Source organism: Mesorhizobium sp. P170090 (genome assembly GCF_057786115.1).
The window spans coordinates 2,424,718-2,445,307 of the sequence record NZ_JBYNWH010000001.1 but is presented as its reverse complement, the minus strand read 5'-3'; the positions used below and the strand labels follow the sequence as shown (position 1 = coordinate 2,445,307).

Annotated in this window: 17 protein-coding genes; 7 read left to right on the top strand and 10 right to left on the bottom strand. The window is 63.8% G+C overall.

Features of this window, described 5'->3' with window-relative positions; all coding sequences use genetic code 11:
• Nucleotides 1-3: 3 nt before the first annotated feature.
• From AC3EML_RS11570 to AC3EML_RS11550, 5 genes are all read right to left on the bottom strand, one after another.
• On the bottom strand, nucleotides 4-801 hold the full coding sequence (locus AC3EML_RS11570; RefSeq protein ID WP_023751804.1) for an ABC transporter ATP-binding protein: 798 nt from the start codon (nucleotides 799-801) through the stop codon (nucleotides 4-6).
• Nucleotides 802-811: 10 nt separating this feature from the next.
• Complete coding sequence (gene ntrB / locus AC3EML_RS11565) at nucleotides 812-1,702, bottom strand: nitrate ABC transporter permease (protein ID WP_023682697.1); 891 nt, start codon at nucleotides 1,700-1,702, stop codon at nucleotides 812-814.
• Nucleotides 1,703-1,794: 92 nt separating this feature from the next.
• Nucleotides 1,795-3,123, bottom strand: coding sequence for a CmpA/NrtA family ABC transporter substrate-binding protein (locus AC3EML_RS11560; RefSeq protein ID WP_352521185.1), 1,329 nt, complete (start codon nucleotides 3,121-3,123; stop codon nucleotides 1,795-1,797).
• A 343-nt stretch (nucleotides 3,124-3,466) separates the two neighbouring features.
• Nucleotides 3,467-4,705, bottom strand: coding sequence for a CmpA/NrtA family ABC transporter substrate-binding protein (locus AC3EML_RS11555; RefSeq protein WP_352521184.1), 1,239 nt, complete (start codon nucleotides 4,703-4,705; stop codon nucleotides 3,467-3,469).
• 2 nt (nucleotides 4,706-4,707) lie between these two features.
• On the bottom strand, nucleotides 4,708-5,310 hold the full coding sequence (locus AC3EML_RS11550; RefSeq protein ID WP_023667842.1) for an ANTAR domain-containing response regulator: 603 nt from the start codon (nucleotides 5,308-5,310) through the stop codon (nucleotides 4,708-4,710).
• A 282-nt stretch (nucleotides 5,311-5,592) separates the two neighbouring features.
• On the opposite strand from AC3EML_RS11550, the gene AC3EML_RS11545 reads away from it, so the two are divergent.
• A complete protein-coding gene (locus AC3EML_RS11545) occupies nucleotides 5,593-7,881 on the top strand; it encodes a mechanosensitive ion channel family protein (protein WP_023738358.1) in 2,289 nt (762 codons plus the stop codon).
• A gap of 177 nt (nucleotides 7,882-8,058) precedes the next feature.
• Here the strand turns inward: AC3EML_RS11545 and AC3EML_RS11540 are convergent, their stop codons facing one another.
• The 3 genes from AC3EML_RS11540 to AC3EML_RS11530 all read right to left on the bottom strand — a co-directional run bounded on the left by AC3EML_RS11540 (nucleotide 8,059) and on the right by AC3EML_RS11530 (nucleotide 12,248).
• Nucleotides 8,059-9,546 carry an aldehyde dehydrogenase gene (locus AC3EML_RS11540; RefSeq protein WP_023818585.1) on the bottom strand — a complete coding sequence of 496 codons (1,488 nt, stop codon included), beginning with the start codon at nucleotides 9,544-9,546 and terminating at the stop codon, nucleotides 8,059-8,061.
• Nucleotides 9,543-10,736 (bottom strand): cytochrome P450, encoded by a 1,194-nt coding sequence (locus AC3EML_RS11535; RefSeq protein WP_352498027.1) that lies wholly within the window; start codon nucleotides 10,734-10,736, stop codon nucleotides 9,543-9,545. The genes AC3EML_RS11540 and AC3EML_RS11535 overlap by 4 nt, the downstream gene beginning before the upstream one ends.
• Before the next feature lie 63 nt (nucleotides 10,737-10,799).
• The gene (locus AC3EML_RS11530) at nucleotides 10,800-12,248 is read right to left on the bottom strand and encodes an APC family permease (protein ID WP_352521183.1); all 1,449 of its coding nucleotides are present in this window, start codon (nucleotides 12,246-12,248) and stop codon (nucleotides 10,800-10,802) included.
• Nucleotides 12,249-12,414: 166 nt separating this feature from the next.
• On the opposite strand from AC3EML_RS11530, the gene AC3EML_RS11525 reads away from it, so the two are divergent.
• Genes AC3EML_RS11525 through AC3EML_RS11500 form a run of 6 tightly spaced genes read left to right on the top strand, consistent with a single transcriptional unit; the run spans nucleotide 12,415 to nucleotide 18,866 of the window.
• Nucleotides 12,415-13,185 carry an IclR family transcriptional regulator gene (locus tag AC3EML_RS11525; RefSeq protein ID WP_352521182.1) on the top strand — a complete coding sequence of 257 codons (771 nt, stop codon included), beginning with the start codon at nucleotides 12,415-12,417 and terminating at the stop codon, nucleotides 13,183-13,185.
• Entirely contained in the window at nucleotides 13,185-14,468 is a 1,284-nt protein-coding gene (locus AC3EML_RS11520) for a Tm-1-like ATP-binding domain-containing protein (RefSeq protein ID WP_352521180.1), read from the top strand. The genes AC3EML_RS11525 and AC3EML_RS11520 overlap by 1 nt, the downstream gene beginning before the upstream one ends.
• Nucleotides 14,465-15,127: an HAD family hydrolase gene (locus AC3EML_RS11515; protein WP_352521179.1), complete on the top strand. Its 663-nt coding sequence runs from the start codon at nucleotides 14,465-14,467 to the stop codon at nucleotides 15,125-15,127. Before AC3EML_RS11520 ends, AC3EML_RS11515 begins: the two co-directional genes overlap by 4 nt.
• 20 nt (nucleotides 15,128-15,147) lie before the next feature.
• Nucleotides 15,148-16,497, top strand: coding sequence for an aminotransferase class III-fold pyridoxal phosphate-dependent enzyme (locus AC3EML_RS11510; protein ID WP_023708115.1), 1,350 nt, complete (start codon nucleotides 15,148-15,150; stop codon nucleotides 16,495-16,497).
• Between the two features lie 33 nt (nucleotides 16,498-16,530).
• Entirely contained in the window at nucleotides 16,531-17,838 is a 1,308-nt protein-coding gene (locus tag AC3EML_RS11505; RefSeq protein WP_023686940.1) for an aminotransferase class III-fold pyridoxal phosphate-dependent enzyme, read from the top strand.
• On the top strand, nucleotides 17,835-18,866 hold the full coding sequence (locus AC3EML_RS11500; protein ID WP_352521178.1) for a phosphotransferase enzyme family protein: 1,032 nt from the start codon (nucleotides 17,835-17,837) through the stop codon (nucleotides 18,864-18,866). Before AC3EML_RS11505 ends, AC3EML_RS11500 begins: the two co-directional genes overlap by 4 nt.
• 17 nt (nucleotides 18,867-18,883) lie before the next feature.
• Here AC3EML_RS11500 and hpaH read toward each other — a convergent pair whose 3' ends face one another.
• Complete coding sequence (gene hpaH / locus AC3EML_RS11495) at nucleotides 18,884-19,693, bottom strand: 2-oxo-hept-4-ene-1,7-dioate hydratase (RefSeq protein ID WP_352521298.1); 810 nt, start codon at nucleotides 19,691-19,693, stop codon at nucleotides 18,884-18,886.
• Nucleotides 19,687-20,562 carry a fumarylacetoacetate hydrolase family protein gene (locus tag AC3EML_RS11490; RefSeq protein ID WP_352521177.1) on the bottom strand — a complete coding sequence of 292 codons (876 nt, stop codon included), beginning with the start codon at nucleotides 20,560-20,562 and terminating at the stop codon, nucleotides 19,687-19,689. The genes hpaH and AC3EML_RS11490 overlap by 7 nt, the downstream gene beginning before the upstream one ends.
• Nucleotides 20,563-20,590: the final 28 nt, after the last annotated feature.

Sequence of the window (20,590 nt, the reverse complement as noted above, 5' to 3'; positions counted from 1 at the left end):
GCGTTACTCCGCGGCTTCGACGAAGCGGTGGCGTTCATAGAGGAACTTCAGCACCGCTTCGCGGCAGCGCAGGAAGGTGCGGTCGGAAGAGAGTTCGACGCGTCGACGCGGCCGCAGCAGCGGCACCGCAAGCACCTCGCCGATTGTCGCCGCCGGACCGTTGGTCATCATGACGATGCGGTCGGACAACAGCACCGCCTCGTCGACATCGTGGGTGATCATGATCGTCGTCGAGCCGAGCCTGGAATGGATGTCCATAACCGCATCCTGCAGATGGGCGCGCGTCAGCGCGTCGAGTGCCCCGAACGGCTCGTCGAGCAAAAGGATCTTCGGCTCCATGGCAAGCGCCCGGGCAATGCCGACGCGCTGCTTCATGCCGCCCGATATTTCGGCCGGCCGCTTGTCCTTGGCATGGGCCATCTGCACGAGATCGAGATTGCGCATGATCCAGTCATGTCGCTCGGTCCTGCTCTTGGAACGGCCAAAGACTTTCGACACCGCCAGGCTGATGTTTTCGTAGACGGTGAGCCATGGCAGCAGGCTGTGGTTCTGGAACACCACGGCGCGCTCGGGTCCGGGGCTGTCGACCTCCTTGTTTTCAAGCAGCACGGCGCCGGCGGAAACCTTGGTCAGCCCGGCGATCAGATTGAGCAAGGTCGACTTGCCACAGCCGGAATGGCCGATGATGGAGACGAATTCGCCCTTGTCGATGGTCAGCCTGATGTCCTTGAGCACCTCGCTGACCTGACTGCCGCGGGCAAAGGATTTGTCGATATGGTCGAGCTTCAGATAGGCCGTCATCGCCCTCTCCTCACTTTGCCGTTGTGCCGCGGGTGACGAAAGCGCCGACCGCAGCGACCAGGCGGTCGAGGCAGAAGCCGGTGACGCCGATATAGGCGAGCGCGACGATGATGTCGGGCAGCCGCGACGAGTTCCAGGCGTCCCAGATGAAGAAGCCGATGCCGACGCCGCCGGTCAGCATTTCGGCGGCGACGATGGCGAGCCAGGACAGGCCGATGCCGATTCTGAGGCCGGTGAAGATGTAGGGTGCGGCGGCCGGAACCATGATCTTGACGAAGAATTCGAACTGGTTGAGCCGCAAGATGCGCGAGACGTTGCGGTAGTCTTCCGGAATGTTTCGCACGCCGACGGCGGTGTTGATGATGATCGGCCAGATCGAGGTGATGAAGATAACGAACAGCGCCGACGGGCTGGAATCGCGGAAAGCAGCCAGCGACAGCGGCAACCAGGCCAGCGGCGGCACGGTGCGCAGTATCTGGAACACCGGATCGAGGCCACGCATGGCCCAGATCGACTGGCCGACCAGGGCGCCGAGCGCGACGCCGACGATCGCCGCTAGGCCGAAGCCGATGGCGACGCGCTGCAGAGAGATCAGCACCCGCCACGCAAGGCCGATATCCTGCGGGCCGTTGTTGAAGAACGGATGCGCGATCAGGTCATAGGCCTCGTTCCACACCTGGCTGGGCGGCGGTAGGCTGGCGGTCGGCGACGAGCAGGCGATCTGCCACACGACCAGCATGAAGGCGATAACGATGACCGGCGGCACCAGGGCGGTGGCCAGCCTGCCGGCGATCGCGATCGGGTCGAAGCGGCGCCGCGCTTTGGCGGTGAAAGCGATGACCGCGGCAGGCTTGGCGGGGAACGCCTTCACCGTGGTTTCCTCAATGGCTTGGATGGACATGTCTGACAATAACTCCGGGGTCGATGCGGGCGACAACGGCGAAGCGCCGTTGCGCTGGGGCGACAAACGGCGCAACGCGCCGTTTGCGCAGGTCAAGCCGATGCCTTGATCTTCAAGCTGTCGAGATAGGCCGACGGGTTGGCCGGGTCGAAAATCTTGCCGTCGAAGAAGGTCTCGACGCCGCGCGACGACGAGGCCGGAATATCGGCTGCGGCAACGCCGAGATCCTTCGCCGCCTCGCGCCAGATATCCTCGCGATTGACCTGATCGACCAGCGTCTTGATGTCGGTGGTCGGCGCGAATTTTCCCCAACGGATGTTTTCGGCGAGGAACCAGCTGTCGTGGCTCTTGTAGGGATAGGAAACGCCACCCTTCCAGAATTTCATGTAGAGGTCAGTGCCGGTGGCCACGCGGCCGTTGCCGTAGTTGATGTCGCCCTTGAGGCGGCCGATAATGTCGGCGACAGGCACGTTCATCCATTGCCGCTTGCCGATGATGGCGGCCATCTCGTCCTTGTTCTCCGTGGCCTCGCACCATTGCTGGGCCTCCATGACGGCCATCATGATCGCCTTGGTGGCGTTAGGGTATTTGTCGATGAATTCGGCGCGGAGGCCGAGCGCCTTTTCGGGATGACCCTTCCACAGTTCGCCGGTGGTGGCGGCGGTGAAACCAACGCCCTGGTGGACGAGCTGTTCGTTCCACGGTTCGCCAACGCAGAACACGTCCATGTTGCCGACTTTCATGTTGGCGACCATCTGCGGCGGCGGCACGACAATGGTCGAGACGTCCTTGTCGGGATCGATGCCGCCGGCGGCCAGCCAGTAACGGAGCCACAAATCATGGGTGCCGCCCGGGAACGTCATGGCGGCCTTGATTTCCTTGCCGGCCGCCTTCTTGGCGGCGAAGGCGTCCTTCAGCTTGGAGGCGTCGAGGCCGACACCGGTGCCGGCGTATTCCTGCGCAACCGAAATGCCCTGGCAGTCGTAGTTGAGCCGCGCCACGATAGCCATCGGCATCGGCTGGTTGTTCTGCGTCACCTTGCCGGTGTGCATGAGATAGGGCAGCGGCGTCAGGATGTGAGCGCCGTCGATGCCGTTGGCTGCGCCGCCGAGCATCAGATTGTCGCGCGTCGCGCCCCAGGAGGCCTGCTTGAGCACCTCGACATCGGGCATGCCGAACTTGGCGAACAGCCCCTTCTCCTTGGCGATCATCAGCGGCGCCGCGTCGGTCAGCGCGATGAAGCCGAGCTTGGCGCCGGTGACCTCCGGAGCGGTCGTGGCGGCATAGGCGCCCGAGGGGAAGAGCTTGCGGGCCGCCACGAACAGGCCGGCCGTCCTGGCGCTGCTGACAAGAAAATCGCGGCGCGTCACATCCTTGAGCGATGTTCCCGTCCCGATCCATTTCCCTATTTTTTCTTTCATCGTAATCTCCGGTTGAACGCGAGGGCTTCGTCGAGTGGCCAAAACAAAAAAGCCGCCGTCCAGGCCTCGCGCGTCCGTACATCCGGGATCGCGTCGTTGACCTGAGCGGCAGCTTTGCCTGTGGCGCCCGCCATTGGACGCCTGTTCCGTGACCCGCGAAGGGCCTGGCTAATTCAAAGCAGGAACCGTGCCAGTTTTGAGTGAAACGAAAAACCTAAATGAAATCAACATTACGCGCCAGACGCCGGCACGCGAGACGACATCGGAAGCAGGTCAAAGATTGTTCATTACAGCAATCGCACGCACATTTTTTGTGCAATGCACAAGAATGGCGCGAGAATGATCAGGCTTCCGCGCGAGCGGCTTTCTGGCGCGCTATATAGCCGTCGATCTCGTCGGGGTCGAAGGTCTGACCGTCGAAGAAGCCGTCTGGCCCAAGCACCAGGCCTGCCCCGGTCGCACCGACAGCCGTAGCGACCTTAAGCGCGCCCTCGACCTTCGCATTGGCGCCGGGAAGTGCAACGCCAAGCGGCTTTAGCGCCGAGCGGTAGAGGTCCGGACGGTAGCAGTCACGGGCGATAGCAAGGTTTTCCGGCGTGTGCTCGACATGCCCCCAGCGCACCATCTGCGTATAGAACCACAGCGCATGGCTCTTCCACGGAAAGTTCGCCGCCTTGTCGAAGGGCAGGAAGAAGTCGTCGACATCCAGTTCGGCGCCGCCGCCCAGTTCAAGATGGCCGGTCAGGATCGGCATCTGGACAGCTGGTGGCAGGCCGAGGAAGCCAGCTTGAGCCATCACACCAGCCAGTTCGGCGTGGTTGCCCCGATCCTGGCACCAGCGCGCCGAATGATGCAGCGCGCGCAGCAATGCTGCCAGCGCGACCGGGTTCTCCTGCGACCAGGCCTTGCGCACGCCGATCACCTTCTCCGGACTGTTGCGCCACAGCAGCGCCTTGACGGTGACGATATGGCCGGTGCCGGCAGCGACCGAGGCGCTGTTCCAGGGCTCGCCGACGCAGTAGCCGTCGATCCGCCCAGCGGCCAGCGCATCGGCCATGAAGGGCGGCGGCACGATGACGATCTCGATCTCGCGCTCCGGATCGATGCCGCACCCGGCAAGCCAGTAGCGCAGTTCGTAATTATGCCCCGAATGCGGGTGCACCACGGCAAAGCGCAGCGGATCGCCGCCAGCCCCGGCGCGGTCGCGAATGAAGGCACCGAGGGCTGCGCCCGCGCGCGCGGGCTCGAGATCGGGTATGGCGCCGTGTGCCGCCATGCCTTCCCAGACAGCGTTGGAGATGGTGACGCAATTGCCGCCAAGCCCGAGCGAAAACGGCACGATGGTCTCGGAAGCAAGCGGCGTCAGCCCGAGATTGCAGGCGAGCGGCATCGGCCCCAGCATGTGCGCCAGGTGGAAATGGCCGATGGCGATGCGGTCGCGGATGTTGGCCCAGGAGGTCTCGCGGTGCAGTGTGAGATCGATGCCCTCGCGTGCGGCAAATCCAAGCTCACCCGCCGCAACCAGCACGGCACTGTCGAAGAGCGGCATGAAGCCGGCGGTGATCTGGTGCTCGGCGCTCATGCTCATTCGTCCTCCGACGGCCCGAGCAGCCCGGCGGCAGTCACCAGGCTCTGGGCAATGTCGCCGATCTTGCGGTTCTGGTTCATCGCCGTCTTGCGCAGCAGCGTGTAGGCGGCCTCTTCGGTCAGGCCGCGCGACTTCATCAGGATGCCCTTGGCACGGTCGATCACCTTGCGGCTCTCAAGCTCCCCTCGAACCTCTTCCAGCTCGCGCGCCATGCGCGAGAAAGCGTTGAAGCGGCTGACCGCCATGTCCAGGATCGGCTTGACGCGCTCTTGCCTGAGGCCGTCGACCACATAGGCCGAAACGCCGGCATCGACCGCCGCTTCGATCGATGCCTGGTCCGATCGGTCGACGAACATGGCGATCGGCCGCTTCACCGCACGCGACAGCTGGAACATGTTTTCCAGCATGTCGCGGTTCGGGTTTTCCAGATCGATGACGATGACGTCCGGCTCGATCTCGGCGATGCGCCGCGCAATGCCGGTCACGTCGTGGATGACGGTGACCCGCTCATGGCCGGCCTCGCGCAAACCTGCCTCGATGATCGCGGCGCGGATACGGTTTTCGTCGATGACCAGGACGGCGAGTGAGCTGCGGACCATGCGTGCATTGTGGGCAAGGTCGCAAAATTGTGCAATGCGGCATGGTCACAGGCTCCCGCCGCGGAGCAACCCCCGACCGACAACGACCCGGTCTAGGTGGTCGGGACAAGGAATGCAGCGCAACGCTGGCACTGGTGATGACAGCCTTGCCGGTCGCCTGGTGCCCTACCCAACGGTCTAGGTGCGATGAGACTTGCACCGCAACATCGGCTTGTTAAAGGTGGGGGCAACGACGGACATAGCTGTCCTTGCTCGCCGATCTGACCGGAAGGTTACCGCACGATGCTGCTCATGAATCGACGATTGGGAGCCAGCAAGCTGGCGCGCCCGGCACGGCGTCTCGGAGGCCTGACGACGAAGTTTGCCCTGATTGCCGGGCCGTTCGTCCTTGGGATCGCCCTCCTGCTGGCTGGCCCGGCACAGGCGCAGTCACCGGCCGCCGTCGCGCCCGACAAGGTCAAACAGCTGTTCGAGCTTCTCGACGATCCGTCGGTGAAGGCCTGGGTGGCCGAGCAACGAAATCCGGCCGCTGGATCAACGGAAGCGCCTGCTGCGGCTGGCGCTCCGCCGGCCGACGCCGTGGCCGCACCGGGCCAGATGAATACAATGGCATCCTCGACGCTCGATCGGATCAAGCATCACATCGAGAAAATCGTGCGAACCGTGCCCACACTGCCAGGCCAGTTCGCGCGCGTCCGGGCCCAGACAATGGACGATATGTCCAGCAAGGGCCCCGTCAGCATATTGGTGCTGATTGCGATCTTTATCGCTGCCGGCCTGGCGCTCACCTGGGCAATATACAAGCTCACCCGTCCATTTCGTCTTTGGATCATCGCGCAACCCAGAGATACGCCCATCGGGCGGGCCAAGAAGATCGGCGGCCGCACGCTTTATTCCAGCATGATGATCGGCTCGTTCGCGCTGGGCAGCGCCGGTGCGTTCATGCTGTTCGACTGGCCAGCGCTCATCCGCGAGATTGTGCTGACATTTCTGATGGCTGCGGTCTTTACGTGGGCTGTGCGCCTATACGTGATGGCCACGCTCGTCCCTTCTTTCATGGAGGTCGAGCACGCCATCGAGGTTCGTGCCCTGCCGATCACCAACGGAGCTGCTGACCATTGGGCTTATTGGCTGCCCCGGATCGTCGGCGTTTTCGCCTTCTTCGCCGCCGCGTTTGTCCTCTTGCCGGGTCTCGGCATAGACCAGGACGGAATGATGGTCCTGTCGGTGGGCGCCGATTTCATCCTGCTGTTGCTCTTCCTGCTGGCCATTTGGCGTCGGCCAAGAACGCAGCGAGACGGCGCGCGCCACAGCGGTCACACGGCAGTGACATGGTTGTTGACGGCTTACTTCGTCGTTCTGTTCCTCGAACGCATTGCCGGCCTCTACACATTCTTCTGGTTTACCTTCACCGCATTCTTCCTGCCTTTGGCAATTGTGCTGACAGAGCGCGGGGTTAATTTCGTCCTGCGGCCCGGTTCGGAAGATGCGGGCCGGCCGACGATCCCGGCGGTGACGATCGCTGTCATCGATCGCGGTATCCGGATGATTTTCATCCTCGCGGCGGCTTACCTTCTCGCACGCGTACTGGGCCTGGACATGCAATCCATGCGCGGCAGCGATACGACCACCATGCTCATATTGCGCGGCTTGATCAACGTCGTGGTCATTGCCCTTGCTGCCGATTTCGGCTGGTCGATCATCAAAGCCTTGATCGAACGAAAGCTGGGCGTCGCGATACCGCAAGCGGTGGTGAGCGAAGAAGACATCCTCACCCTCGATCCGCATCAGGCGCGGCTGCACACGCTGTTGCCGATCATCCAGAACATTCTGCTAGCAGTGATCATCGTGATGGCGGTGCTGATGATGCTCGCTTCGATCGGCATCCAGATCGGCCCGCTGATCGCCGGCGCCGGCGTCGTCGGCGTCGCGGTGGGTTTTGGCGCGCAAACCATCGTCAAGGACGTGATCTCTGGCGTGTTTTATCTGCTCGACGATGCTTTCCGTGTCGGCGAATACATTTCATCGGGCAGCTACAGGGGTACGGTGGAGAGCTTTTCGCTGCGCTCGGTGAAGCTGCGCCACCATCGTGGTCCGCTGTTCACGATACCTTTCGGCGAACTCGGCGCCGTGCAGAACCAGAGCCGTGACTGGGTCACCGACAAATTCAACATCACCGTTGGCTATGACACCGATATCGACTTTGCTCGCAAACTGATCAAGCGAATTGGCCTGGAACTGGCGGAAGATCCGGAGTTCAAACACTGGGTGATCGAACCGATCAAGATGCAGGGGGTGCAGGAGTTCGGCGAGTACGGCATCGTCTTGAGGGTCAAGGTCACGACCAGACCTGGAGGCGCCTTCAGCATGAAAGGCAGGTTCTTTTTGCGCCTCCGCCAGGCCTTCAAGGAGCAGGGCATCGAGCTCCCATTCCCGACCGTTCACGTCCAGGGGCTGCAAGACCCGCATGGGACAGAGAATGCGCCTTTGGAGATCACACCCGAATTACGAATGGCCGTCGCCCAGTCGCACACCAATCGGCGCAGAAAAAAAGCGAGCACAACGGAGTAGGACGCCGTGATACCGGCCGGCCGCAACACGGCTTTCCGCGCAAAACCAGGACCCACGACACCACGCTAGTCGGAACTGCCGATAGCGGTGACGCGATCGCCGCCAACCAGCACCAGCGTGGCGTTTCTGAGGCCAAGCTTGACGAAAAGAGCAGATACGTTGGCCTTTCCGCAAGGCTCAGAGCGCAATCCAGGCGGTCTTGAGGTCGACAAATTTCTCCAGCGCATGCAGCGACTTGTCACGGCCGAAACCGGACTGTTTGACGCCGCCAAGCGGCACGGTGATATCGGCTCCGCCATAGGTGTTGACGTGGACGACACCGGCGTTGATGGCGCGCACCATGCGATGGGCCGTGGAAAGATTGGCGGTCCACACCGCCGAGGCAAGTCCGTAGACAGTGGAGTTGGCGAGATGCACCGCCTCCTCCTCGGTCTCGAAGCGCATCACGCCGAGCACCGGTCCGAACACCTCCTCGCGCGCCAACTGCATCTCTTGCGTCACGTTCTCGAAGATCGTCGGCGCCATGTAGCTGCCGCCGGTCTCGGTCAGTATCCGTTCGCCACCGGCGACGAGACGGGCGCCTTCGGCTTGCGCCATGGCGACGAAGCCGAGATTCTTGTCCAGCTGTTCGGCGCTCGATACCGCACCGATATCGCTGGCGAGATCGAGCGGGTCGCCGACCTTGAGCCGCGTGGTTGCCGAGACAAGTTCGTCCATGAAAAGATCATAGACCGACGACTGGACGAGCAGACGCGAGCCCGCCACGCAGACCTGGCCTGAATTGCGAAAGATGCCGTTGGCCGAGACGACCGCCGCCTGCTTCAGGTCCGGAGCGTCGGCAAAGACGATGTTGGGCGACTTGCCGCCAAGCTCGAGGAAGACCCGCTTCAAATTGGAACGGGCGGAGTATTCGAGCAGCCGCCGGCCGACCGGCCCCGATCCGGTAAAGGCGATGGCGTCGACATCCATGTGGAGGCCAAGCGCTTCGCCGGCGACAGCACCATGCCCGGTAACGACGTTGAACACGCCTTCGGGAAGTCCAGCCTCGCTTGCGAGTTCGGCCAGCCGCAGCAAGGTCAGCGAGGCGATCTCCGGCGGCTTGACGACGACGCTGTTGCCGGTGGCCAGTGCGGGCGCAATCTTCCAGGCGCCGATCATCAGCGGGAAGTTCCACGGCACGATGACGCCGACGACACCGAGTGGCTCCCTGTGGATCAGCCCGAGCACATTGTCGGCCGTCGGCGCGATCTCGCCATAGACCTTGTCGATCGCCTCGGCGTAGTAGCGGATGGTGCCGGCCGCCGACAGTGGCTCGGCCTTGTAGGCCATGCCGATCTCGGTGCCGTTGTCGCGCACGCCAAGCACGACCAGTTCGTCGACATGTTCTTCGATCAGCTCGGCAAATTTCGTCAGCACCTTCTTGCGAAAGGCAGGGGCGGCGCGCGACCATGAACCCTTCTCGAATGCTTTTCGCGCCGATCGGACCGCGCGATCGATGTCGGCGGCATTGCCGTCGGCGATGCTGGCAAAAGGGCGGCCGTCGATCGGCGAAATCACCGCCAGCGTCGCGCCGCTCGTCGCTGCGGCCTGTACGCCATCGATAAACAAGCCCCGCTCGCCGATCTCCGTCTTGCGCAGCGCGTCGATGGCATTCTGGCTGATCATTGGTGGCGGACTCCCAGGGAAACATACAACGTGGTTGGCGCGCGGAATTCCCAGCCGCGAAACACCGGCACCTTGCCCGGCACCAGGCTGAGATCGGGGAAGCGCAGGAGCAGCAGCCTTAATGCAAGGCACATCTGCTCGCGCGCGAAAAACCGGCCCGAACAGAAATGATGACCAAAGCCGAAGGCGGCATGATTGCCTTCCCTGCGGTTGATGTCGAAGCGGTCTGGATCGGCAAAGCGGCTCTCGTCGCGGCTTGCCGAGGAGACAAGTGCAGCGACCGCGGCGCCGGCAGGGATCGTTACGCCGCCAAGCTCGACCGCCCGCGTCGTCTGCCGCGTCTGGGTGCCGATCGGCGCCACCCAGCGCAAGCCTTCATCGACAGCCCTGGGCACAAAGGTCTCGGGATCGGCGAGCACCTGCCGCAATTGTTCGGGATGCGCAAGCAGGCCGGCGAGGATCGAACCGGCACCATGTCCGGGCTCCTGCATGCCGCCAAGCAGGATGACCTTGATGCTTGGCATCAAGAAATCGATCGGCCGCGTCGTGCCTTCCGGCATGCCGTCATGCAGCATATGCGACAGCGCCGAGTCGTCGGGTGCGCGCGCCAGTCTATCCAGAGTCGGCCGGATGGCTGCGCCGACCTCGGCGCTGATCGCGTCGGCGATCTCTTGCCGCTTCGGGTCGTTCTCGAAATTGATGGCGCCCTGCGCAAGGCCATAGAACCAGCGGCGCAGCGTCGGCATGTCGATGTCGGCAAGGCCAAGCGAGCGCGCCAGGCTGAGCGTCGACACCGGCTCGAAATAATCCGCCATCAGCTCGGCGGAGCCTTGTTCGGCGATCCGGTCGAGAAAAGGTTCGGCAATCGACCGTACGAGATCGCCGGCATAGGCGGCGACGGTGCGCGGCCGGTATTTCGGATCGACGCCTTGGCGCAGCTGTCTATGCGTTTCGCCGTCGGTGGTCAGGATGGTCGGCTTGCCGAACGAGCGTTCGACCGGAGACGTACCGACGACGGCGGAGAAGATGTCGGGTGACTTTGCGACGGTCTCGACGTCCTTCCAGCGGGTGACGAACCAGAGATTGACCGCCGGCACGAAAGCGACAGGCGCACTGCGCCGCAGTTCCGCATAGATCGGATACGGATCGGCTTCCAGCGCCTCAACGGTGATGCTCTCGGCAAAGCTCAACGCCGTTACTCCCTTGCGATGGAAAGGGGCGGCGCCGAACGCGCTACCCCCTTGTCCTTTGTCCTAGTCCTTCAGCGGCACGCCGAGATTTGCGAAGGCAACCGGATCCCGGCTCTTCAACGCACCGGCAAGCAGCAGGCCGACCACCGCGGCAATCAGCACCAGCCCCGGCAGCAACACGCCAAGGAAGCCACCGGCCCCGGACAGGCCACCGAAATTAATGACGATCAGGTAGATGATGACGACGAAAGCGATGAAGGCCAGCCCAGGCAGGATGGTGGTCTTCAGCGCATTCTCCTGCGTCGACGGGTTGGCGCGGAAGTACATCACCACGGCGAGCGAGGCCACCGCCATCATGACGATGACTCCCAGCGTCGCGACATTGGTCAGCCAGGAAAACAGCGCCAGAACCGGATCGAGGCCGAGTATCGCGAACAGTCCGATGACGATCGCTGCCAACACGCTCTGGATGACGGAAGCGACATGCGGGCTCTGGTGCACTGAATGCGTCACGCCGATCGCTTCAGGCAACAGCTTCTCGCGGCCCGAGACGTAGATGTAGCGGGCAACCGCGTTGTGGAACGCCAGCACGCCGGCAAACAGGCTCGACACGAACAGGATGCCCATGGCGTGCGACAGCATGGTTCCGGCGTAGCGGTCGGACAGGCCGAACAGGAAAGTCGTCGGATCCTGAAGCGCCTGCAGTGCCGGCAACAATTTGTCGACGCCGGCGCCGACCGCCATCAGCCAGGCCGTGACCATGTAGAAGACGCCGATCAGCAGCACGGAGAAATAGGTGGCGCGCGGAATGGTCACCTTGGGGTCGCGGGCTTCCTCGGCGTAGATCGTCGTCGCCTCGAAACCGATGAAGGCGGCGAAACAGAACAGGATGGCGATGGCGGGCGAGCCGCTGACGATCTGGCTCCAGCTGAACGGCGCCGCCGAGAGGCCGCTGTCGCCACCGGTCTTGAGGATGGCGAGGTCTAACACCAGCACCACGATGTATTCGCACAGCACCAGCACCGTCAGGATCTTGGCCGAGAGGTCGACCTGGCGGTAGCCCAACACCGCGACGATGGCGACGGCGATGAAGCTCCACACCCACCAGGGCAGGTCGATGCCCCAGCCGGCGAACAGGCCGGCGGTCGCGGCCCCCAGCAGGCCCATGACCCCGATCTGCATGGCGTTGTAGGACAGGATCGCGATGATTGCGGTTGCGCCGCCGGCAAAACCGCCGAGCCCGCGCGCGGCATAGGCATAGAAGGCGCCGGCATTGCCGACATGGCGCGACATGGCGACGTAGCCGACCGCAAACAGCAGCAGCAACACGGTCACGATAAGATAGGTTCCGGCAAAGCCCGCCCCATTGCCCATAAGCATGCCGAGCGGCGTGCCGCCGGCGACCGCGGTGAGCGGCGCCGCCGCCGAAATCACCATGAAGGTGATAGCGCCGACGCCAAGACTGTTCTTGCGCAGCCTGTTGGCGGGCGCCTGTTCCGAAACTGCTGACATTTGTCCCTCCAGTCTTACGAACCCCTGGGTTCGCGGCCGCTCGGCCTGTTCCCTGAATGCCATCGGTTCATTATTTGAACCCTTATTTTGAATATAGACTTGCAAAGAATGCGGATGCCTGTCAAGTTAATTCACACATTAAGTTTCTATCCGAGCGGGAGGCTGGATGGGTACGGTCGGCAAGGCGATTTCACTTCTGGAGCTGTTCACGGCGGACGAGCCCGAGCTCGGACTTTCCGATCTCGCGCGGCGGTGCGCCTTGGCCAAGGCGACGACGCGGCGGCTGCTGATGGCGCTGGGCGGCCATGGCTTCGTCGAGCAGGATGCCGGCACGCGGCACTATCGCCTCGGCGCCGGCCTGTCGCGGCTGGCGCGTATCCGCGAAGCCTGCTTCCCGTTCCTGCAAACGGCAATTCCCGTGGCGCAGGATTTGGCGGGTTCGACAACCAAGACGGTGCATCTGTCGGAATTCGGCGTCGACAGGCTGATCACCGTCCATGTCGAGCATTCAAGCTGGGCAAACCGGGTGAACATCGATGTCGGCCAGCTTCTGCCGCTGCATTCCACCGCCTCCGGCATCGCCTATCTCGCCTTCGCCGACAACGCGACCGTGAAAGCATGCCTGACAGGTTCGCTTGAGGCCTTCACCGATCATACCCTCGTCGAGCCGGCCGCCATTTCAAAGTCGATCGGCGAGGCGCGCGACCGCGGCTATTCGATCTGCGACCAGGGCCATGAGGACGGCGTGATCGGCGTCGCGGCTGCAATCCGCGCCGCCAACGGACTTGCGCTGGGGAAAATTGCGGTGGCAGCCCCGAAGGCCAGGACGACACCGGCTGCGATCGTGGAACGAGGGCTTGCGGTTGTGACCGCGGCACGGGAGATTTCGATGCGCCTCAATGGCGAAAACCTGCAAACCCTGAGGAGGCAGGCCTGATGTCTGCAGATATGGCGACGCCCCGCATCCTGGTCATCGGCACGGGCGATACCAAGACCGACGAACTGCTGTTCATGAAAGCGTGTATCGAGGCATCCAGTGGCCGCGCCGTGATGATGGATGTCAGCGTGCTAGGCGCCCCCGCCTATAGTCCCGATCACGACAAGCATGCCGTTGCGCGGGCCGCTGGCGTGACGATGGCCGAAATCGTCTCGAGCGGCGATGAAAACACCGCCATGACATTGATGGCCGTCGGCGCCGTTCAGCTGGTGCGGCAGCTTCATCAGCGCGGCGAGATCGACGCCTTCATCGCCATCGGTGGTTCGATGGGAACCGATTTGGCGCTCGATGTCGCGCTGTGCCTGCCGCTCGGCGTGCCGAAATTCGTCGTCTCGACCATCGCCTACTCGCATCTCATTCCGCCCGAGCGCGTCGCGCCCGACCTGATGATGATCCTGTGGGCAGGCGGGCTCTACGGCCTCAACACCATCTGCAAGCTGGTCCTTTCCCAGGCCTGCGGCGCGGTGGTCGGTGCGGCGAGGATCGTGCTTGCATCCCGTGCTTCGGCCCCGGCGGTCGGACCGACCATCGGCATGACTTCGCTGGGCAGCAGTTGCCTGCGATATATGAAGACGCTGAAGCCGGCGTTGGAGCAGCGCGGCTATGACGTTGCAGTCTTTCACACCACCGGGATGGGGGGCCGGGCCTTCGAATCGATCGCCAGCCAGGACCATTTCTGCGCGGTGTTCGACTTCAGCCTGCAGGAGATCACCAATCATCTTGCCGGTTCGGTCGTCAGCTCCGGCGCAGACCGGCTCGAGAATGCCGGCGCCCGCGGCATTCCGCAGATCACAGCCCCTGGCGCCGTAGACATGGTCGATTTGCCGACCTGGCAGGCGCTGCCGACAAAGTTCGCGCAGCGGCCATTCCATGCTCATAACAGGTTGATCGGCTCGATCACCGTCGATGCCGCCGACCGCCGTGAAGTCGCCAGGACCATCGCCGCCAAGCTCGGTGCGTCGAAGGGGCGCTCCGCTTTCATCCTGCCCTCCGGCGGCATCCAGGAATGGGATGCGCAGGGCGAGCCGCTGTACGAACCCGAAGCCCTCGCGGCGTTCACCGATGAGATGCGCAAGGCCATTCCCGCCGGCGTCGAGTTCCACGAGATCGACGCCCACATCAACAGCGACGAGTTCGTCGGCAAGGCGCTCGAAATCTTCGACCGCTGGGTCGAGGAAGGCATCATCCCGCGCGGCATGCCGGCCAAGGGAGTGGCTGCGTGAGCGCTGTTCCTGCCCAGGCGCTCGTCCTCGATTTCGGCGGCGTCGTCACCCGGACCCTTTTCGAGACCCATGCCTTGACCGAACAGGCGCTCGGCCTCGCGCCGGGAACGCTGCAATGGCACGGGCCGTTCGACCCGGATTCAGATCCGCTGTGGCGCTCCATGCAGGCCGACGAGATCAGCGAGCGCGATTATTGGCGCACCCGCACCAGCGAAGTCGGCCGGCTCGTCGGCGAGGACTGGCAGGCGATGGAGACATTCGTCCAGCGCGCACGCGGAGCCGAGCCGGAAAAGATCGTGCGGCCCGAAGCCGTCCGCGCCATCCGGACCGTGCATGCGGCGGGATTTCGCCTGGCGATCCTGTCCAACGAGCTAGATCTGTTCTATGGCGCCGGCTTCCGTCAGCGGCTGCCGCTGCTCGAGCTGTTCGACACCATCGTCGACGCCACTTATACCGGCATCCTCAAGCCCGATCCGCGCGCCTATGCCTTGGTGACCGAGGCGCTTGGCCTGCCTTCCGGCGCCTGTGTGTTCGTTGACGACCAGCAGCGCAATGTCGATGGCGGCCGTGCCGCCGGCATGCGCACGGTTCATTTCGACGTCGCGCGACCGGCACTTTCCTATGCCGAGGCCCTCGGCCATTTCGACCTCATCTCCTGAGACATTTGCGGAGCCTTGCGATGCGCGACATCAATTTCCTCACCGAGAAAAACGCCAAGCCGATCTGGCATCCGATGGCACACCCGGCCGAGATGCGGGCCAACCCGCCAAAGGTGATCATGAAAGGCGAAGGCGTGATGGTCACAGACATCGACGGCAACACCGTGCTCGATGCGGTTGGCGGCCTGTGGAACGTCAATCTCGGCTACTCCTGCGACCCCATCAAGAAGGCCATCGCCGACCAGCTCAGCGCCCTGCCCTACTATTCCGGGTTTCGCGGCACGTCGACCGGCCCGTCGATCGAGCTCGCTTACGAACTCAGCGAATGGTTCGAACCGGAAGGCATGGTGCGGACCTTCTTCACCTCGGGCGGCTCGGATTCGGTCGAAACCGCACTGCGGCTCGCCCGCCAATACTGGAAGATCCGCGGCCAGGGCGACCGGACAAAATTCCTTGCCCTGAAGAAGGGCTATCACGGCACACATTTCGGCGGCGCGTCGGTCAACGGCAACGCCAATTTCCGCCGCAACTATGAGCCGCTTATGCCCGGCGTCTTCCACATTCCCGCACCCTGGACCTTCCGCAATCCGTTCGACGAGACCGATCCGGCGCGGCTGGCCAAACTGTGCGCCAAAGCGCTGGAGGACGAGATCGCCTTCCAGGGCGGCGACACCATTGCCGCCTTCATCATGGAGCCGGTTCTCGGCGCCGGAGGCGTCATCGTTCCGCATGACAGCTTCATGCCGCTGGTGCGCGAGATATGCGACCGCCACGAAATCCTGCTGATCGCCGACGAGGTGGTCACGGGCTTCGGTCGCACCGGCGCCTGGTCGGGTTCGCGGCTATCCGGCGTGAAGCCGGATTTCATGACCATCGCCAAGGCGATCACCTCGGGCTATTTCCCGCTCGGCGCCACCTTGATCGGCGCCAAGGTCGCCGACGTCTTCGAGGCCGACAAGACCAGCTTCGGGGCGATCGGTCATGGCTATACCTATTCCGGCCATCCTGTCGGCTGCGCGGCAGGGCTGGCTGCACTTGCCGAGACCAAACGGCTTCGCCTGGACGAGAATGCAGCCGCGCGCGGCATCGAGCTGGCGGCGACGCTGGAGGGGCTAAAAGCCAAGCACGCGATCGTCGGCGACATCAGGTACAAGGGCCTGATGGCTGCGCTAGAGCTGGTCTCCGATCGCACGACGAAAAAGCCGGTGGACAAGAAGACCATGGCCGTGGTTTCGGAAGCCACTTATGACGCCGGCGTCATGCTGCGCGTGTCCGGCAACAACATCATCCTGTCGCCGCCGCTGATCATCGGCGCCGCCGACGTGGCAAAGATCGGCGAGGCCATCGATGCAGGTCTGTCGAGGGCCTGATGGACCCGCTGACGCAATGGAGTTTGGTACGCAATGACCCAATCTGAGAAGAACCCGAGCGAGGAAGCGCTCGTCAAGCGGCGTGCCCGCCTGCTCGGCGCGAAATCGCAATTGTTCTACGACGAGCCCGTGCACCTGGTGCGCGGCGAAGGCGTCTGGCTCTACGATGCCGACGGCCGCAAGTATCTCGATGCCTACAACAACGTCGCCCATGTCGGCCATTGCCACCCGCATGTGGTCGAGGCCTTGTGCCGTCAGGCAAGCCTGCTCAACACCCACACACGCTATCTGCATACCGCAATTCTCGACTATGTCGAGCGGCTGACGGCGACCTTCGATGCAAGCCTCGCCACCGCAATCCTGACCTGTACCGGCAGCGAGGCCAACGACATAGCGCTGCGCATGGCGCAGGCCGCCTCCGGCAATATGGGCATCATCGCCACCGACGCCACCTATCATGGCAACACGGCGGCGGTTTCGCAGCTCAGCACGCGCATGCCTCCGATCCGCGGCCGCGCCCCCCATGTCAGGCTGGTGCCGGCCCCCGACAGCTATCGCCATCCCGATGCGATGGCCAATGGCAAGGCCTTTGGCGACGCCGTGCGTCAAGCGATCGCCTCGCTGGCACAGGATGGCATTGGCCTGTCTGGCATCATCTTGTGTCCGCTGCTCGCCAATGAAGGTTTCCCGGCTCTGCCCACCGGATTTTTCGACGACGCCTTGGGGGCCGTGCGCGAAGCCGGTGGTCTGGTCATCGCCGACGAAGTGCAGCCCGGCTTCGGCCGCACCGGCAGCCATTTCTGGGGCCATCAGCGCGCCGGCTTCGTCCCCGACATCGTCACCATGGGCAAGCCGATGGGCAATGGCCATCCGATCGCGGCCGTGGTCACCACCAAGGAGATACTGGCGACCTTCCGCGACGCTTTCCGCTACTTCAACACCTTTGGCGGCAACCCGGTCTCCTGCGCAGTCGCCAATGCCGTCCTCGACGTCATCGAACAGGAAAACCTTGTCGCCAACGCGCAAGACGTCGGCGCCTATGCGCTTGGCCTGCTGCGCCCGCTGGCCGATCGGCATGAGTGCATCGGCGAGGTCAGGGGGGCCGGACTGTTCTTCGGCGCCGAGCTGGTCCACGACCGCGACACGCGCGAACCGGCGCCCGACATTGCCGAGCAGGTCGCCAATCGCATGCGCCATCGCGGCGTGCTGATGGGCAAGACCGGCATCCACGGCAATGTGCTCAAGATCCGCCCGCCCATGCCGTTCTCGCGCGACAATGCCGACTTCCTGATCGGCCTGCTGGACGAGGTGCTGGGCGAAGTCGGGGGAGTGCCGGCGTGAATTCTGTTTCCACCCAATGCGAGCCCGAAACGGCAGCCGATGTCACGGAGCTCGCCAGGCGTGCGCTCGAACATTGGGGCGTCCGCAACTCTGAGCCGGAACTTCTGAAGCACCGCGAGAACGCCGTCTTCCGCGTGCGGCTGCCGGATGGCCAGCCGGCAGCCATGCGCATCCACCGGCTCGGCTACCACACGGACGCCGCGCTGCGTTCGGAACTGCAATGGATGGGCTTCCTGCAATCCGCCGGCGTCGCCACGCCGTCTTGCGTCGCAACACAGGCCGGCGATCCGTTCGTGCTTGTCAGCACGGCCACCTCGGCGCAGCCCCGGCAGGCCGATTGCCTGAGCTGGCTGGAGGGCCGCGCCGTGGGCGCACGCGGCGTGCCACTGGTCTACACGGCCGACCAGTCGATCCAGATCTTCACGGCGATCGGGCGGACCATCGCCCATATGCACAATGTCACTGCCTCGTGGACGCCGCCCGCGGGCTTCGCCCGCCATGCCTGGGACTTCGACGGCTTCTTCGGTGCGAACCCGGTCTGGGGCCGGTTCGAGACCTCGCCCTTTCTCGATGGTCCTCGCCGCGCGCTGGTCTTGCAGGCGCGCGACAAGGCAGTGAAGGCGCTGTCGCAACATGAGCGCAGCGCGCGCAATTTCGGCATCATCCACGCAGATCTGGTGCGCGAAAATGTGCTCATCCATGACAGCGCGGTGCGCATCATCGATTTCGACGATTGCGGCCATGGCTGGCACATGTACGACCTTGCCGTCGCCCTCTACCAGAACCGCGAGGAGGCGATCTACCCGCTGATCGAGACCGCTTTGCTTGACGGCTACCAGCAAGAGCGTGCGCTGACCCCGCAGGACATCGCCGCATTGCCTCTATTCGCCGCCTTGCGTGCCTTCGCGTTTCTTGGCTGGGTGCAAAGCCGCGTCGAAGGCGACATCACCAGGGATGTCGGCTTGCGCATGTCGACCATCGCAGCCGATGTGGTGATTGACTACTTGCGCGGCGAACAGCCCAACTGACGAGCCGATGAGAGCCATCAGCTCTTGGCGAAATGGATGCTGACCGTTCCCGAGCTGCCGAAGTCGGCGACGATCGTATCGCCGGGCCGCGCCTCGACCGGGCGCACGAACGATCCGGACAGCACCACCTCGCCGGCCGCGATGGACATGCCGTAGCGGGCGAGCCTGTCCGCCAGCCAGGCAATGCCCATCGCCGGATGGTTGAGCACGCCGGCGCCAAGCCCGGTCTCCTCGACCTCCGCATTGCGCGAGACGATGGCGCCGATCCAGCGCATATCGGCTTCATCGGGTCGTTGCGGCCGGCCGCCGACGACAATGCCGGCATTGGCGGCGTTGTCGGAAATCGTATCGAAGAAAGTGCGCGCCTTCTTTGTCTCGGCATTGACGCGTTCGATGCGCGTGTCGAGGATTTCGAGCCCCGGCGTGATATAATCGGTGGCGTTGAGCACGTCGAAGATGGTCACGCCTGGGCCCCTCAGCGGCGCCTTCATGACGAAGGCTATCTCGGCCTCGACGCGCGGCTGGATGAAGCGGCCGACGGGTATCGTCGCGCCGTCGTTGAAGAACATGTCGTCGAACAGCACGCCCGAATCCGGCGTGTCGATGGCGAGCGCATATTGCATCGCCTTCGATGTCAGGCCGATCTTCCAGCCCTTCGGGGTCAGCCCGGCATCGGTCTTGCGTTTCACCAGCGCTGCCTGGACGCGATAGGCATCCTCCATCGTCGCATCGGGAAAATCGAGGCTGAGCAGACGGATCTGGCGGCGCGAACGCTCAGCTTCGAACAGCCTTGCCGCGGCATCTTCAACTTGCTCGGGGGTCACGATGCTGCCTCGTCGACGACGCCGTTGCGGAGCACGCCGATGCCGTCGGCTTCGACTTCGATCACGTCGCCCGGCTTCAGCCAGATCGGCGGGTCGAAGCGGGCGCCGGCGCCGGTCGGCGTACCGGTGACGATGATATCGCCTGGCACCAGCGTGGTGAAGGTGGAGACATAGGCGATGATCTTGCGGAACGAGAAGATCATCCGGCTGGTGCGGTCCTGCTGGCGCAATTCGCCATTGACGCGGGTGGTCAGCGCGATGTCGGCAATCTGCGCCTCGTCGGTGAACGGCACCAGCCACGGACCGAGCGAGCCGGTGCGGTCGAAATTCTTGCCCTGCGTGACGTTGAACTTGGCGTGCCGTACCCAATCGCGAATGGTGCCTTCGTTGCACAGGGATAGTGCCGCGATATGGTCAAGCGCATCCCTCTCGGCGATGCGTCGTCCACCCTTGCCGATGACGATGACGATCTCGCCCTCATAGTCCAGCTGCGGCGATTCCGGCGGCCGCACCAGCGGCGCGTCGTGGCCGACGAAGGAGCGGGGGAAGCGGATGAACAGCGACGGGTTCGAAGGCGCGGCCTGGCCGTCTTTGTACTCTTCGTTGCGGTCCGGGTAGTTGACGCCGACGCAGACGATCTTTTCCGGCGACGGCACAGGGATTTCATAAGCGATGGCGCCGACTGGAAAATCGACGGCGTAGGCTTCGGCCTCTTCCGCCAGCCGCCGTAGCACGCCGGCCTCGATCACTTCGCGCAGCGTCGGCCACTGGCTGTGCCGCGCCGACAGGTCGACGACGCCCTTATCTGTGACCACGCCATAGCGCGTCTTGCCGCCGACGGTGAAGGTGGCGAGCCGCCCATGTGCAGTCATCCCGGTCTCCGTCAGGTTCGCGTCTGTG

Coding starts and splice junctions, on each gene's coding strand:
- AC3EML_RS11520 (WP_352521180.1), top strand. CDS start 13,185: ATGTCTGCAGATATGGCGACGCCCCGCATCCTGGTCATCGGCACGGGC.
- AC3EML_RS11555 (WP_352521184.1), bottom strand. CDS start 4,705: ATGAGCGCCGAGCACCAGATCACCGCCGGCTTCATGCCGCTCTTCGAC.
- AC3EML_RS11540 (WP_023818585.1), bottom strand. CDS start 9,546: ATGATCAGCCAGAATGCCATCGACGCGCTGCGCAAGACGGAGATCGGC.
- AC3EML_RS11505 (WP_023686940.1), top strand. CDS start 16,531: ATGACCCAATCTGAGAAGAACCCGAGCGAGGAAGCGCTCGTCAAGCGG.
- AC3EML_RS11490 (WP_352521177.1), bottom strand. CDS start 20,562: ATGACTGCACATGGGCGGCTCGCCACCTTCACCGTCGGCGGCAAGACG.
- AC3EML_RS11530 (WP_352521183.1), bottom strand. CDS start 12,248: ATGTCAGCAGTTTCGGAACAGGCGCCCGCCAACAGGCTGCGCAAGAAC.
- AC3EML_RS11550 (WP_023667842.1), bottom strand. CDS start 5,310: ATGGTCCGCAGCTCACTCGCCGTCCTGGTCATCGACGAAAACCGTATC.
- AC3EML_RS11525 (WP_352521182.1), top strand. CDS start 12,415: ATGGGTACGGTCGGCAAGGCGATTTCACTTCTGGAGCTGTTCACGGCG.
- AC3EML_RS11570 (WP_023751804.1), bottom strand. CDS start 801: ATGACGGCCTATCTGAAGCTCGACCATATCGACAAATCCTTTGCCCGC.
- AC3EML_RS11545 (WP_023738358.1), top strand. CDS start 5,593: ATGCTGCTCATGAATCGACGATTGGGAGCCAGCAAGCTGGCGCGCCCG.
- AC3EML_RS11510 (WP_023708115.1), top strand. CDS start 15,148: ATGCGCGACATCAATTTCCTCACCGAGAAAAACGCCAAGCCGATCTGG.
- AC3EML_RS11560 (WP_352521185.1), bottom strand. CDS start 3,123: ATGAAAGAAAAAATAGGGAAATGGATCGGGACGGGAACATCGCTCAAG.
- ntrB (WP_023682697.1), bottom strand. CDS start 1,702: ATGTCCATCCAAGCCATTGAGGAAACCACGGTGAAGGCGTTCCCCGCC.